Source organism: Nocardioidaceae bacterium SCSIO 66511 (assembly GCA_023100825.1).
Classification (GTDB): domain Bacteria; phylum Actinomycetota; class Actinomycetes; order Propionibacteriales; family Nocardioidaceae; genus Solicola.
On the sequence record CP095846.1, the window covers coordinates 3,384,149 to 3,397,406 of the forward strand.

The 13,258-nt window shown below is 66.8% G+C and carries 11 protein-coding genes, 1 tRNA gene and 2 pseudogenes; 6 read left to right on the plus strand and 8 right to left on the minus strand.

The window, feature by feature from the left end; genetic code table 11:
* Window positions 1-4: 4 nt before the first annotated feature.
* Complete coding sequence (gene argS, locus MU582_15925; protein ID UPK73912.1) at window positions 5-1,669, minus strand: arginine--tRNA ligase; 1,665 nt, start codon at window positions 1,667-1,669, stop codon at window positions 5-7.
* A 46-nt stretch (window positions 1,670-1,715) separates the two neighbouring features.
* Window positions 1,716-2,087, minus strand: coding sequence for a response regulator (locus MU582_15930; GenBank protein ID UPK73913.1), 372 nt, complete (start codon window positions 2,085-2,087; stop codon window positions 1,716-1,718).
* Between the two features lie 67 nt (window positions 2,088-2,154).
* Between MU582_15930 and MU582_15935 the strand changes: the two genes are divergently transcribed.
* Window positions 2,155-2,226 (plus strand) — tRNA-Arg (locus tag MU582_15935).
* Between the two features lie 33 nt (window positions 2,227-2,259).
* Here MU582_15935 and MU582_15940 read toward each other — a convergent pair.
* The 4 genes from MU582_15940 to MU582_15955 form a co-directional block, all read right to left on the minus strand.
* Window positions 2,260-2,466 carry a hypothetical protein gene (locus MU582_15940; GenBank protein ID UPK73914.1) on the minus strand — a complete coding sequence of 69 codons (207 nt, stop codon included), beginning with the start codon at window positions 2,464-2,466 and terminating at the stop codon, window positions 2,260-2,262.
* 77 nt (window positions 2,467-2,543) lie between these two features.
* On the minus strand, window positions 2,544-3,377 hold the full coding sequence (locus MU582_15945) for an alpha/beta hydrolase (GenBank protein ID UPK73915.1): 834 nt from the start codon (window positions 3,375-3,377) through the stop codon (window positions 2,544-2,546).
* 27 nt (window positions 3,378-3,404) lie between these two features.
* Window positions 3,405-3,821, minus strand: a complete 417-nt coding sequence (locus MU582_15950) for a DoxX family protein (GenBank protein ID UPK73916.1) — start codon at window positions 3,819-3,821, stop codon at window positions 3,405-3,407.
* A gap of 179 nt (window positions 3,822-4,000) precedes the next feature.
* Window positions 4,001-4,597 carry a PadR family transcriptional regulator gene (locus tag MU582_15955; protein ID UPK73917.1) on the minus strand — a complete coding sequence of 199 codons (597 nt, stop codon included), beginning with the start codon at window positions 4,595-4,597 and terminating at the stop codon, window positions 4,001-4,003.
* A gap of 478 nt (window positions 4,598-5,075) precedes the next feature.
* On the opposite strand from MU582_15955, the gene MU582_15960 reads away from it, so the two are divergent.
* A complete protein-coding gene (locus MU582_15960) occupies window positions 5,076-5,648 on the plus strand; it encodes a TIGR00730 family Rossman fold protein (GenBank protein UPK73918.1) in 573 nt (190 codons plus the stop codon).
* A gap of 39 nt (window positions 5,649-5,687) precedes the next feature.
* Here MU582_15960 and lat read toward each other — a convergent pair whose 3' ends face one another.
* The gene (gene lat / locus MU582_15965) at window positions 5,688-7,043 is read right to left on the minus strand and encodes an L-lysine 6-transaminase (protein UPK73919.1); all 1,356 of its coding nucleotides are present in this window, start codon (window positions 7,041-7,043) and stop codon (window positions 5,688-5,690) included.
* Window positions 7,044-7,201: 158 nt separating this feature from the next.
* Here lat and MU582_15970 point away from each other — a divergent pair, with 158 nt between their 5' ends.
* Window positions 7,202-7,918 carry an MBL fold metallo-hydrolase gene (locus tag MU582_15970; protein ID UPK73920.1) on the plus strand — a complete coding sequence of 239 codons (717 nt, stop codon included), beginning with the start codon at window positions 7,202-7,204 and terminating at the stop codon, window positions 7,916-7,918.
* Between the two features lie 8 nt (window positions 7,919-7,926).
* On the opposite strand, the gene MU582_15975 is transcribed toward MU582_15970, so the two are convergent.
* Complete coding sequence (locus MU582_15975; GenBank protein ID UPK77186.1) at window positions 7,927-8,733, minus strand: aldo/keto reductase family oxidoreductase; 807 nt, start codon at window positions 8,731-8,733, stop codon at window positions 7,927-7,929.
* 301 nt (window positions 8,734-9,034) lie between these two features.
* Here MU582_15975 and MU582_15980 point away from each other — a divergent pair, with 301 nt between their 5' ends.
* From MU582_15980 to MU582_15990, 3 genes and pseudogenes are all read left to right on the plus strand, one after another.
* Window positions 9,035-12,736 (plus strand): multifunctional oxoglutarate decarboxylase/oxoglutarate dehydrogenase thiamine pyrophosphate-binding subunit/dihydrolipoyllysine-residue succinyltransferase subunit, encoded by a 3,702-nt coding sequence (locus MU582_15980; protein ID UPK73921.1) that lies wholly within the window; start codon window positions 9,035-9,037, stop codon window positions 12,734-12,736.
* Between the two features lie 128 nt (window positions 12,737-12,864).
* Window positions 12,865-13,044, plus strand: a pseudogene (locus MU582_15985) (MarR family transcriptional regulator).
* Window positions 13,021-13,140 (plus strand): annotated as a pseudogene (locus tag MU582_15990) (MarR family transcriptional regulator). Before MU582_15985 ends, MU582_15990 begins: the two co-directional pseudogenes overlap by 24 nt.
* The last annotated feature ends 118 nt before the right edge of the window (window positions 13,141-13,258 follow it).

Consider the following 13,258-nt stretch of genomic DNA (forward strand, 5'->3'; position numbering starts at 1 on the left):
GGGGTCACATCCGCTCGGGTGCGCCGACGCCGATGAGATCGAGGCCGTTGCGGAGTACGACGCGGGTTGCCGCAACGAGCATCAGCCGGGACCGATGCAGCTCGCCGGCCTCCTCATCACCCATCGGCAACACCCGACACTCGTCGTAGAACTTGTGGAACGTCGACGCGGTGTCTTCCAGGTAGCGCGCGATGCGATGCGGCTCGCGCAACTCCGCCGACTTCGCCACCACGCGCGGGAACTCCGCGAGCGCGCGGAGCAGGTCGCCTTCTCGCTCATGGGAGAGCAGCGACGCGTCGAACGTCTCCGCGTCGAAGGACAGGCCCAGGTCTGCGGCATTGCGCAGGATCGACGACAACCTCGCGTGGGCGTACTGCACGTAGAAGACCGGGTTGTCGCTGGCCTGCCGGGTGATCTCGTCGACGTCGAGCGTCAGCGGAGAGTCGGTCGGATAACGAATGAGCGAGTAGCGCAACGAGTCGACGCCGATCAGTTCGACGAGCTCCTGCAGCGTGACCAAGGTGCCCGCCCGCTTGGACAGCTTGAGCTCCTGGCCGTCCTGGAGAATCTTGACCAACTGGCCGATCAGCACCTGCAGATTGCGATCCGGTTCGTCGCCGGCGCATGCGGCCATCGCCTTGAGCCGACCGACATAGCCGTGGTGGTCGGCCCCGAGCAGGTAGATGCACAGGTCGAAGCCGCGCTCGCGCTTGTTGACGTAGTACGCCGTGTCGGAGGCGAAGTAGGTGTAGCTGCCGTTGCTCCGGACGAGTACGCGGTCCTTGTCGTCTCCAAAGTCGGATGTGCGCATCCACTGTGCGCCGTCGGCCTCGAAGACATGACCGTGTTGCTTGAGCACATCGAGGCCGTGCTCGACCGCTCCCGAGTCGTGCAGGCTGCGCTCGGAGAACCACACGTCGAAATGCGTACGGAAGTCATCAAGCTGCTCACGCTGCTCGGTCAGCTGACGCTCGTACCCGGCCTCTCGGAACGCCACGAGCTGCTCATCGCGTGGCAGAGCGGTGATCGCCGGGTCGGCGTCCACGATCTCCTGCGCCAGCTCCGCGATGTACGCACCGTGGTATCCGTCCTCAGGCGTCGGCTCGCCGTGCACCGAAGCCATCAGCGATGCGCCGAAGTTGTCCATCTGGGCGCCGCGATCGTTGGTGTAGAACTCACGTGTCACCTTCGCGCCCGCCGCGATCAGCACCCGAGCCATCGCGTCGCCCACGGCGGCCCACCGGGTGTGGCCGATGTGCAGCGGTCCGGTCGGATTGGCCGAGATGAACTCCAGGTTGATCGTGGCACCAGCCATCGCGTCACTTCGGCCGTACGCCTCGGCGGCGGCGACGACCTGCGCAGCCACCTCGCCCTGCGCGCTCGCCTCGACGCGAAGATTCAAGAACCCCGGACCGGCCACCTCCGCAGAGGCGACTCCATCGGCAGAGACGAGCTCGCCGGCAAGCAGCTGGGCGAAGTCGCGGGGGTTCTGACCGGCCCGCTTGGCGAGCTGGAGAGCGACGTTGGTCGCGTAGTCGCCGTGCTCACGCTGTTTGGGTCGCTCGACACGTACGCCCGACGGCACACCGTCGGGCAAGGCGATGTCTCCGCGCTCGACGAGCGCGGACAGGGCAGACACGATCACATCGGACAACTGCTCGGGGGTCACCGACCTAGCCTATCGGCGCGCCTCACCCGCGTCGCCACTGGTTTACTCAGTCGAGCAGCGACTGGATCGTCTCCACCAGGCGATCAGGGTCGAACGGCTTCACCACGTACGCGTCGGCGCCCGCCGCCCAACCGCGCCGGATGTCGACCGACTGTGCCTGCGTCGTGACCATCACGATCGGCACCTGCGCCGTCGATTCGCGGGCACGCAGCGCCTCGACTGTCTCGTAACCGTTGAGCTCCGGCATCACCACGTCGACGGTGATCAGATCGGGCGCGACGTCATCGACCATCGCGAGACACTCGCCACCGTCGCAAGCCTCCTCGACCCGAAAGCCCTCCAACTCCAGATTCGTACGAATCAGCAGCCGAATCGAGGCCGTGTCGTCAACGACGAGCACGGTGCGCTGAGCCGCCATGCGCACCACAGTAGTGGGGTGCGAGTCGCGCGCACGCATTACGGTAGGCTTCGACAGCGCCCGATGAGCCCCCGTAGCTCAGGGGATAGAGCACCGCCCTCCGGAGGCGGGTGCGCAGGTTCGAATCCTGCCGGGGGCGCCCACCAGACATCCGCGCGCAGAGCACCGCGCTCTACCAAACGGCGGCGGCCTTGTTCCCGTCCGCTGCCGTTCGACCGACGGTTGCATGATTGAGGCGATCGGCGATGGCCTGGTAGCCGAGCCGTTCGTTGACGCGCCAGCCGAAGACCTGCCGCACCGTTTCAGCTTGTGCTGCGCGCGGCTCAAGGCGGCTCTTCTTGATGCCCTTGGCTCGCTTCGCGGGGACCGGATGCGGCACCGTGCTTGCGCTACAGCGGGCGGGTTGGACATCCCAGATCGGGCATCCCGTCGGATCGCCGCGTACAGGTCGACCCCTCAGTGTTCGCTGCTGAAGAACCGTAGCAACAGCGGGCCGACGGTCTGTGGGTCGACGACGTGATCCGACGCCTCAAGGGTCTCCCGTTGCGCGTGGGGTAGTAGGTCTGCAAGCTCGTCGGCTGCGCGGTCGAAGAAGTCCGAGGGCAGGCCTGCCATGTAGGGGACCGTGATCGGTCCTCCGGTGGTGACCAGGGCCGGTTGGGTGACCGTTGCCAGTCGATCGGTCGGCAGTTGGTAGCGGTTGAGGAAGACGCTGTCGTGAACCAGCGTGGGCGCGAGGGCGACCGAATACGCCCAATGCGCCGTCTGCTTGCCTGCCGCTTTCCTGGCCGCGATGTTGTCGTCGGAGGCACCGGTCATGCGCATGAACAGTTCGAGAACCTCCTCGTCTCGCCCGGCGTCGAAGGCGCGTCGGGTGTCCGCGACGTACTCCTCGAATCGCGGGCGGATGTCGTCCCCGACCGCGTAGGGCACCTCCCACACGGCGATCGTGTCGATAGCTGACCCGGCCGCGGCGGCTTCCACCACCAGCGCGCCGCCAGAGGACGCCCCGAACAGGTGTGCCGAGCCGCCCGCCTCCGCGATCAACGCATCCAGATCCTCGATCTCCCTTTCCACGGCGTACGGCTCGGTGAAGCCGCTCGCGCCGCGTCCCCGACGGGCATAGTTGTAGACCGTGAAGTGCTCGGCGAGAGCAGGTACCAGAGGAGTGTTCTCGGCTCCGTCGTCCAGTGCGCCGCCTACCAGGACGACGGCCGGGCCGCTTCCTTCCCTGTCGTAGGCGATGGTGGTGCCATCGTTTGATGTCACGCGAAAGGCCATCTCGTTCATCTCACATCTCCATTCGAGAGGTTTGTCTCAGCGCCTGAGCAGCGTGCTGACGACGGCCTCGGTGCGTGACCACCGCACCCTTGCGATCACGGCCGCCACGACGAGAAGGACGAGCGGTAGCCAAGGGCTCTGCTCGAGCACGAACTGATCGGTGATGACAGCACCGGCCAGCAATGCCGCCAACCCGAGACTGGCCAGGCCCACCAGAGCCGGGATCAGAAGTCCAACCCCTCCCGCGACCTCCAGCGCTCCGACCAGGTACCGGAGCCACTGGCCAGCCCCGATGTCGGCGAACATGTCCACCATGACGGGGTCGCCGGCGAGCTTCGAGATTCCGCCGCCGGCGATTATCGCCGCGAGCACGACTTGCAGAATCCAGACCCCGATGCTGCTCGCCCGCCCGGGCGCAACGGTTTCCGAGTGGTTCTTGGGGATGGTGCTCATTCGGCTCTCCTTGTCGTGTCCGGACCTGGTACCGGTGATGGCGTTGGCCGAGTGGGCCGGGTTGTCGGAGTTGATCTCATCCAAGTGCTCGCGGGTGTTGCGAACGGATTGATTGGGCGCTAATCAAGTTTGAATACTTGCCAAGAGTGCATGGAGAGGAAACGACTTGTCAAGTTTGACTAGAAGCGCATCTTGAGGGGATCGGGGACCGTTCGCCACGAACCCGGATCATCGGCCATGGTGTAGGCGCCCTCAGACAGTCGTTTGCTCAGGCTCTTCGCCCACTCCAGTTCGGTGCGTGCGTGTCCCGCCCACAGTTCGGCCTGATCGCGGATGTGCTCGGGGGTGTCCCGATTGGGGTTCTCCCGCCACTTGGCCTGCTCTACGAGCTCCGCTTCCAGGCGCGCGACCCGCTCGTTAACGTGCGCGATGGCATCTGTCCTGGTCAGCATGGGCAACATGGCGATGGACGCGTTGAGCATGTCCGGGTCGTGGGTGCGCCGCAGACCGTCGCGGACCAGTTCGGCTACCTCGTCACGTCCCCGAGCTGTCGCGCGGTACAGAACGCGCTCGGGCCCGGAGTTGCCCGGCTCGGCATGTTCGGTGAGGAGGCCATCAGCCGCCGCCTTCTTCAGTGCGTGATAAATCGAGCCGGGCTTGATCTTGGCCCAATTCTCCGCACGCCAGGTCTGCAGCAGTTCGGACCGCACCTGGTAGCCATGCGCGCCGCCGGAAAGGTGCACAATACCGAGTACCAGGAGCTTCGTCGCCGACACGCGCCCACCTCCGCTCAATCTGCTCGGACTCGCTCCGCTTGCGCGCCCGCCAGGGTGATGCCCACTCTCACCAACACTAGGTTGCCCTCCTGATCCGGGTGGTGTCAGCACTGACGTACGAACCGTGCCGGTGGAGACCTCCAAAGCCATGGCTTGGACGAACTGGCGAGCCCTGGAGTGATCTCGACCTTGCCATCAGTAGGTCCACGACGCAGGTATTCGATCGACTCGGTGCCGAGTTGACCGAGGGTTGCCGCACTGTGGGTCGTCATCAGTATCTGGTGTCCTCGACGACCCGAAACGTCCGGCCCTCGTGGGCCTCGGCCGAGATGGTGGCTCCACGGGGCCAGGAGCCGGTTCAGGGCTTGGGATGGTTCTCAAGGGAGTTCGACAGGGGCGTCCTACCCGAGTTCAGCCGGAAGTCTTACCCGAGGCGCTGTGCGGTCGGTATGGATCGCACGGTGATAGACAAAGTCCCGTGCGCATAGCGATCTTCACCGGGTCATCGGACGGACAGCCTGCTCATCGACTCGCCGCCGCAACGCTCGGCACCAGCCTCGCCGAGGCCGATGTCGGCGTCGTCTACGGAGGCGCACACGTCGGTCTGATGGGAGTGGTGGCCGATGCCGCGCTCGCTGCCGGCGGCGAGGTGTTCGGGGTTATCCCACAGCAGCTGGTCGACTGGGAGGTAGCGCACCGTGGCCTGACCCGGCTCGAGACGGTCGCCACCATGCACGAGCGCAAGGCCCGAATGGCCGACCTCGCCGATGCCTTCGTGGCTCTGCCCGGCGGCGCGGGCACCCTCGAGGAACTGTTCGAGGTGTTCACCTGGGGCCAGCTCGGGCTCCACACCAAACCGACCGCGTTGTACGACGTCGACGGGTTCTACGCACCGCTTCTCACCCAACTACGCCAGATGGTCGAACAGGGCTATCTTCGCGAGCAGTACCTCGATGCGCTCGGCACCGTGCGCGACCCGACCGAACTCCTCGCGTTCGTCACGGAGTACGAACACCCACGCAGAAAGTGGGCGAGTGCCGCGGAGAGCTGACTCCGCGTCACTCGCCCACCTACAGGCGTACTCCCCCACTCAGGCCAGGTCGGACAGCACCTTGTCGAGAGCAGTCAGCGCCACGCCGAGCTCGTCACGCGAGATCGACAGCGCCGGGCGGAAGCGTACGGCCCGCTCACCGCTCGGCAGCGCGAGTACGTGCTGCTCGGCGAGGCCGCTCAGCACGGCACCGCGCTGGTCGCCGTCGGGAAGATCGAAGGCAACCATCAGGCCGCGGCCGCGTACGTTGCTGACCGCCGCATGGCGCTCGGCGAGGTCGCGCAGCTGGCCGACCAGCCACTCGCCCGTCTCCGCCGCCTGCGTGATGTAGTCGCGCGCCTCGATGATCTCCAACAGCCGGCGGGCGCGGACCATGTCGACCAGGCCGCCGCCCCAGGTGGAGTTGATCCGACCCGAGACGTGGAAGACGTTGTCGGCCACGTCGTCGACGCGGCGGCCGGCCATGATGCCGCCGACCTGCACCTTCTTCGAGAACGCGACGACATCCGGCTCGAGACCGAGCTGCTGGTACGCCCACGGCGCGCCGGTGAAACCTGCGCCCGTCTGCACCTCGTCGACGATGAACAGTGCGTCGAACTCGTGGCACAGTGCCTGCATCGCCTGCAGGAACTCGGGGCGCATGTGGTTGTCGCCGCCCTCGCCCTGGATCGGCTCGGCGATGAAGCACGCGATGTCGTGCGGGTTGGCCTCGAACGCAGCGCGAGCCTGCGCGAGCGAGCGCGCCTCGGCGGCTTCGACCTCGGCCAGGTGCTCCTCGAGCGGGAAGGTGATCGCGGGTACGTCGATGCGCGGCCAGTCGAACTTCGCGAACCGGTCGGTCTTGTTCGGGTCGGTGTTGGTGAGCGACATCGTGTAGCCCGTGCGCCCATGGAACGCCCGAGTCAGGTGCAGCACCTTCATGCCGAGGTCACGGGAGCGTCCCGCCGCCTCGTTCTGACGGCTCTTCCAGTCGAACGCCACCTTGAGTGCGTTCTCGACGGCGAGCCCGCCACCCTCGACGAAGAACAGGTACGGCAGTGCGTCATCGCCGAGCACACGCTCGAACGTCTCCACGAACTCGGCGAGCTCGGAGCTGTAGATATCGGAGTTCGCAGGCTTGTTGGCCGCGATCTTGGCCAGCTCGGACATGAACTCGGCGTCCTCGACGATCTCGGGCGGGTTGCAGCCGAGCGGCGAGGAGGCGAAGAAGGTGTACAGGTCGAGGAAGCGCTCGCCGCTCGCCGCATCGACGAGCCACGACCCCTGCGAGGCGACCGGATCGAGCACCAACCGGAACCCGTCGGTCAGCATGTGCCGCGACAGGCTTTCGCGCACCTCGGCCGGCGCCACCCGGGTCGACACCAAGGGCGAACCCACTACAGATTCTGCGGTCATGCTCATCTCCTCACAAATATCATCCGGTCATTACGGCGGTCATGCCGCCGTTATTCCAGCATAACGAGGAAATGGCGCGTCGTCAGGCCCTGCTGGTCGGCACGCCTCGACCGGACGCGCAAGACTTGAAGCGCGCCACATCTCGAAGGAGCACGCTCGTGAGACTCGCCCCGAACCTCTACCGCGTCGGCAACGACATCGTCGCCGCGTACCTCGTCGACACCCCGGACGGCATCACGATCATCGACGCCGGTCTGCCCGGTCACTGGCACGACCTGCAGCGGGCGCTCGCCGAGCTCAACAAGACGGCGTCCGACATCGCCGGCCTGGTGCTGACCCACGGCGACAGCGACCACATCGGGTTCGCCGAGCGATTGCGCCGCGAGTCCGGCGTGCCCGTCCATGTGCATGCGGCCGACGCACAGCGCGCGCGTACCGGTGAGAAGCCGAAGGTACCGACACCGCCGATGCGACTCGGTGCGACCGCCACCTTCCTCGCGTACGCAGTCCGCAAGAGCGGCCTGCGTACCAAGTACGTACGCGAGGTGGCGGAGATGCACGACGGCGATGTGCTGGACCTGCCCGGCTCCCCGGAGATCATCGGGCTGCCGGGGCACTCCCCCGGCAGCGTCGCCGTGCACGTACCCGCCGCGGACGCGGTGTTCGTCGGCGACGCGCTGACGACCCGCCACGTGCTGACCGGCGAATCGGGGCCGCAACCTGCGCCGTTCACCGACGACCCGGCCGCCGCTCTGACATCGCTCGACCGGCTGACGAACATCGAGGCGTCGTGGGTCCTTCCCGGACACGGCACGCCTTGGCACGGCTCACCGGCAGACGCGGTGAGCGCCGTACGGGCGGCAGCGGATCGCTGAGTGTTGCCTCAGGCAGCGATTCGGTCCAGCCTTGCCAGCTCGTCCTCGGGTATGCGCAGCCCTGCACCCGCAACGTTCTCTCGCAGATGCTCGACCGACGACGTACCGGGAATGAGCAGGATGTTGGGCGAGCGCTGGAGCAACCAGGCGAGAGCGACCGACATCGGCGACGCCCCGAGACGACCAGCAACCGCGTTCAGCTCCTCCGACTGCAGAGGTGAGAAGCCCCCGAGCGGGAAGTACGGCACGTACGCGATGCCCTGTGCCGCCAGCGAGTCGATCAGGTCGTCGTCATCGCGGTTCGCGATGTTGTAGAGGTTCTGTACGCAGACGATCGGCGCGATCGCCTGTGCCTCGGCGATCTGTTCTGCGGACACCGTCGACACGCCGAGGTGACGCACGAGACCCTCGCGCTGCAGTTCGGCGAGAGCAGTGAACGGCTTCTCGATCGAGCCGGGGGTCGGCCGGTCGAACGCACCGACCCGCAGGTTGACGACGTCGAGGGCGTCCAGGCCGAGGCGCTCCAGGTTGTCGTACACCGCCTGGCGCAGCTGCTCCGGAGCGAGCGCCTGCGGCCAGCCACCCTCGGCGTCGCGGAGTGCACCGATCTTCGTGACGATGTGCAGGGAGTCCGGGTACGGGTGCAATGCCTCGCGGATGATCTCGTTGGTGACGTACGGCCCGTAATAGTCGCTGGTGTCGATATGGGTGATGCCGAGCTGCACCGCCTCGCGGAGCACCGCGACCGCGGCGTCGCGGTCTGCTGGTGGGCCGAAGACGTGGGGGCCGGCGAGCTGCATCGCGCCGTATCCCATGCGAGTGACGGTGAGTCCCTCGGCGAGCGTGAAGGTACCGCCCGGGACGCTGTTGTCGGTCACTGAGTTGCTCCTTGTCGTCGTACGAGCACGTGCCGTGGAAGGCAACGACGACGCGCAGCAGAATCATTCCGCGGCGCCGCGCGGCGGCCGGCGTGTTGCTGCGAGATCGCCGCCCGAAACGACCCCGGCGAACGTGTGCCGCGTCACCCGATCCCGAGTGCGGTTGCCTGGAGTCAGGGGATAGCCTGGAGCAGGAACTTCTCCCAGCCACAGACCAGCGGAAGAGGCGATCGAGGCCGTGGCCGAGTCCTCGCACGATACATCTCAACAAGAGTTCGGTAGCAACGAATGGCTCGTGGAGCAGATGCGCGAGCAGTACAAAACCGATCCGGCCGCCGTCGACCCGGCGTGGCGCGCGTTCTTCGAGGGCAGTGCCGACTCGAACGGCACCCGTCCGGGCACGACCACGCAGTCGAAGCCCTCGACCCCGAGCTCGCCGCCGAAGCCCGTCGCCAACCGCCCTGACCCCGGCGCCGACGCGACCGCAAGCAAGCCCACCGAGAAGCCGCAGCCCGCAACCCGCGTCACCGGGCGGCCGCAGGCAACGCCGACACCCGCCTCCGCCGATGAGAAGCCCGGCGCCGGCGAGGTCGAGCAGGTACGCCTGCGCGGAGCCGCCGCGCGTACCGCGACCAACATGGACGCCAGCCTCGAGGTGCCAACCGCGACCAGCGTGCGGTCGGTCCCGGTCAAACTGCTGATCGACAACCGCATCGTGATCAACAACCACCTCGCTCGCGCCCGCGGCGGCAAGGTGTCGTTCACCCACCTCATCGGCTACGCCCTGGTCAAGGCGCTGCACCAGATGCCGGAGATGAACTACGGCTACGACGTCGTCGACGGCAAGCCGACCCTGCTGCGCCCCGAGCACGTCAACCTCGGTCTCGCGATCGACCTGGTCAAGTCCGACGGCACCCGCCAGCTCGTCGTACCGTCCATCAAGGCCGCCGAGACGATGGGCTTCGCGGAGTTCTGGAGCGCGTACGAGCAGATCATCCGCAAGGCGCGTGACAACAAGCTCACCGTCGACGACTTCATGGGCACCACCGTCAGCCTGACCAACCCCGGCACGATCGGCACCAACCACTCGGTGCCGAGGCTGATGAAGGGCCAAGGCTGCATCGTCGGCGTCGGCTCGATGGACTACCCGCCGGAGTTCCAGGGTGCATCCGAGCACACCATCAACCAGATGGCCGTCTCGAAGATGATGACGCTCACCTCGACGTACGACCACCGCGTCATCCAGGGCGCGCAGTCCGGCGAGTTCCTGCGCCGCCTGCACAACATCCTGCTCGGCGAGGACGGCTTCTACGACGAGATCTTCGCCGCGCTTCGCATTCCGTACGAGCCCATCCGCTGGGCGCAGGACATCGCGGTCAACCACGACGACGAGGTGCACAAGCAGGCGCGCGTCCTCGAGCTGATCCACGCGTTCCGGGTGCGCGGTCACATGATGGCCGACACCGATCCGCTGGAGTACCGCCAGCGCAGCCACCCCGACCTCGACACCGCCACGCACGATCTGACGCTGTGGGACCTCGAGCGCGAGTTCGCCACCGGCTCGTTCGGTGGTGGCCGCCGGTTCATGAAGCTGCGCGACATCCTCGGCATCCTGCGCGACTCGTACTGTCGCACGATCGGCATCGAGTACATGCACATCCAAGACCCCGACCAGCGCCGCTGGATCCAGGAGCGGGTCGAGCAGCCGCATCAGAAGCCGCCGCGCGAGGAGCAGCTGCGCATCCTGCACAAGCTGAACCAAGCCGAGGCGTTCGAGACGTTCCTGCAGACCAAGTTCGTCGGGCAGAAGCGCTTCAGCCTCGAGGGCGGCGAGACCACCATCCCGGTGCTCGACGAGATCGTCGATGCCGCCGCCCAGTCGAGCCTCGACGAGGTCACGATCGGCATGGCGCACCGCGGCCGGCTGAACGTCCTGGTCAACATTGTCGGCAAGTCCGTCGGGCAGATCTTCCGTGAGTTCGAGGGCAATATCGACCCGCGTACGGTGCAGGGCTCGGGCGATGTGAAGTACCACCTCGGCGCCGAGGGTGAGTTCGTCGGGCAGGAGGGCGACACGATCAAGGTGTCGGTCGCCGCCAACCCGTCGCACCTCGAGACGGTCGACCCGGTGCTGGAGGGCATCGCCCGCGCCAAGCAGGACCTCCTGAACCGCGGCGCCGAGTACCCCGTGATGCCGGTCCTCGTGCACGGCGACGCAGCCTTCGCCGGTCAGGGAGTCGTCGCCGAGACGCTCAACCTGTCGCAGCTGCGGGGCTACCGTACGGGCGGCACCGTGCACGTCATCGTGAACAACCAGGTCGGCTTCACCACATCGCCCGCCTCGTCGCGTTCGTCGCTGTACTGCACCGACGTCGCACGCATGGTGCAGGCGCCGATCTTCCACGTCAACAGCGACGACCCCGAGGCATGCATCCGCGTTGCCCGGCTGGCGTTCGAGTACCGCCAAGCCTTCAACAAGGACGTCGTGATCGACTTGCTCTGCTACCGCCGGCGCGGTCACAACGAGGGCGACGATCCGAGCTTCACCCAGCCGTTGATGTACGACATCATCAACAGCAAGCGCTCGGTGCGTAAGCGCTACACCGAGGCGCTGGTCGGCCGCGGCGACATCACGATGGAAGACGCCGAGTCGGCGCTGAACGACTACCAGAAGCAGCTCGAGCGGGTGTTCACCGAGGTACGCGAGGCGACCTCGAGCCCAGCCGGCTACGAGACGCGGCCCGACTACCCGGAGAAGCCGGAGGCACCGGGCGGCGGTCCGGAGTCGGCAGTCACGGCCGACACCCTCAAGACGATCGCCAACGCGTACACCAACGCGCCCGAGGGCTTCACGGTGCACCCGAAGGTCCTACCTCAGCTCAATCGTCGCGCCGCGGCGATGGAGCAAGGTCCGATCGACTGGGCGACCGGCGAAATCCTCGCGCTCGGCGGGCTGCTGCTCGACGGCCGACCCGTCCGGCTCGCGGGCCAGGACTCCCGGCGAGGCACCTTCGTACAACGTTTCGCGACGCTCATCGACCGCAACAACGCCAGCGAGTGGACACCGCTGTCGAACCTCTCCGAGGATCAGGCGCCGTTCTACATCTACGACTCGCTGCTCTCGGAGTACGCCGCCCTCGGGTTCGAGTACGGCTACTCGGTCGCACGCCCCGAGGCGCTGACGATCTGGGAGGCGCAGTTCGGCGACTTCGTCAACGGTGCACAGACCATCATCGACGAGTACATCAGCGCCAGCGAAGCCAAGTGGAACCAGAAGTCCGGCGTCGTGCTGCTGCTCCCGCACGGATACGAAGGCCAAGGCCCCGACCATTCGTCCGCGCGGATCGAGCGGTTCCTGGAGCTCGCGGCCAACGACCAGTTCACCGTCGCTCAACCGTCGACTCCGGCGTCGTACTTCCACCTGCTGCGGCAGCAGAACCTCCGCAGCCAGCACCGGCCGCTGATCGTCTTCACACCGAAGCAGCTGCTGCGCCGCAAGGAAGCCGTCTCGATGCCCGATGACTTCACCTCGGGCACGTTCGAGCCGGTGCTCGGCGACGCCGATGTACGCCCCGAGAACGTCGATCGGATGATCCTCTGCTCGGGCCGGGTCTACTACGACCTCAAGGCCGAGCGGGCCTCACGCGAGGGCGATGACCCCCGCACCGCGATCGTGCGCGTCGAGCGGCTGTACCCCCGTCCTGCCGCCGAGATCCAGGCCGAGCTGGCGAAGTACCCCAACCTCGCCGAGGTGCGCTGGGTGCAGGACGAGCCGGCGAACCAGGGGCCGTGGCCGCATATGGCACTGCATCTGACCGCCTCACTGAACGGTCTGCCGTTCTACCGGGTGTCACGACCGGAGTCGTCGTCCCCGGCGGTCGGTCAGCACTCCCGTCACGTCGAGGAGCAGAAGACGCTGCTGCAGCAGGCATTCGCCTAGCCGACTAATCTTGGGTGGTGCCCAACGAGCAGGATGACCCGCGCGACCCCATTGCCGAGGCACGCCGGCAATGGGTTTCGCACGGATGGGGCGACGTCGCCGCCGGCATGGCCGCAGTGACCTCGGTGATGCGCGCACAGCAGATCATTCTGGCCCGCGTACACGAGGTGCTCAAACCGTTCGACCTGACGTTCGCACGGTACGAACTCCTCGCCCTGCTGTCGTTCACCCGCAAGGGCGCATTGCCGATGTCGCGGGCGAGCTCCTTGCTACAGGTGCACCCGACCAGTGTCACGAACGCCGTCGACCGGTTGGAGTCGGCCGGACTCGTCCGCCGCCTACCGCATCCCGACGACCGACGGGGTGTGCTCGTCGAGATAACCGACGCCGGGAGGCAGAAGGCGCAAGCGGCGACGGGTGAGCTGAACGCCAAGGTCTTCGCCGAGCCCGGCCTCGAACCCGCCGACGTCGACACCCTCATCGCGGTCCTGACCAACCTCCGCAGCCACGCCGGCGACTTCG

Excerpts from the sequence above, each read along its gene's own strand:
- MU582_15945 (UPK73915.1), bottom strand. The coding sequence starts at position 3,377 with ATGAACGAGATGGCCTTTCGCGTGACATCAAACGATGGCACCACCATC.
- MU582_15930 (UPK73913.1), bottom strand. The coding sequence starts at position 2,087 with ATGGCGGCTCAGCGCACCGTGCTCGTCGTTGACGACACGGCCTCGATT.
- MU582_15975 (UPK77186.1), bottom strand. The coding sequence starts at position 8,733 with ATGGGATACGGCGCGATGCAGCTCGCCGGCCCCCACGTCTTCGGCCCA.
- lat (UPK73919.1), bottom strand. The coding sequence starts at position 7,043 with ATGACCGCAGAATCTGTAGTGGGTTCGCCCTTGGTGTCGACCCGGGTG.
- MU582_15950 (UPK73916.1), bottom strand. The coding sequence starts at position 3,821 with ATGAGCACCATCCCCAAGAACCACTCGGAAACCGTTGCGCCCGGGCGG.